This window comes from Mesorhizobium sp. M7A.F.Ca.US.014.04.1.1 (assembly GCF_003998745.1).
Lineage (GTDB): Bacteria > Pseudomonadota > Alphaproteobacteria > Rhizobiales > Rhizobiaceae > Mesorhizobium > Mesorhizobium ciceri.
Genome location: NZ_RZRW01001303.1, coordinates 1 through 661, shown reverse-complemented (window position 1 = coordinate 661; position 661 = coordinate 1). Strand labels below are relative to the sequence as shown.

At 57.9% G+C, this 661-nt stretch carries 1 protein-coding gene; it reads left to right on the top strand.

The genetic code is table 11. The features are described from left to right. Window positions 1–399: 399 nt before the first annotated feature. Window positions 400–591 carry a recombinase family protein gene (locus EOA22_RS36210; RefSeq protein WP_244514443.1) on the top strand — a complete coding sequence of 64 codons (192 nt, stop codon included), beginning with the start codon at window positions 400–402 and terminating at the stop codon, window positions 589–591. The last annotated feature ends 70 nt before the right edge of the window (window positions 592–661 follow it).

Sequence of the window (661 nt, the reverse complement as noted above, 5' to 3'; positions counted from 1 at the left end):
CTGACCGACGAGGGCGCCGCCAGCGCCGCCGATCAGAGCGCCAGTTCCGGCCCGCTGCTGGCCTTCGGTCTGCGCGCACCCGGCCAGTGCTGCGGTCATCAGCACGGCGGCTATGACTTTGTGCAAGTTCATGTGAAGTCTCCCTTGAAGGCCTGATATCCCTATGGCTTGCCACCTGCGGCCGCAATGCGGCGGAACGGGGGCACGAGGCCTCACGATAAAAGACATGGTTTCTCGGGTGTTGATAGAAGCCTGCCTGCTATTTTCCGCGCTTCTCGTTTATGGCGACAAGTCCATTCGGTACAAAGTGTCGATCATTGTGTAACGAGATTGAAGCCTCATACCGCTAGGATCGTCCGGTTCAAGCGAACGTTCAATCTGCCTTCCAGGCGCGAAATGATGGAACAGGCGCACACGGTCCGTCGACCTGCTGAGAACGCACAGCGCGTGCGCGCAGCTCAATACCTGCGAATGTCCACCGACCACCAGAGCTATTCGATCGACAATCAGAAGGATGCAATCCGTGAATTCGCGGATGCGATGAACTACGACACCGTGGCCACATACGAGGACGCCGGTCGCTGCGCTTGAACCTCGAAGCAAAGGCTGTTGGCGGATGTCGAAACGAAGAACGCGGATTTCGAATCGTCATCGTCTACGA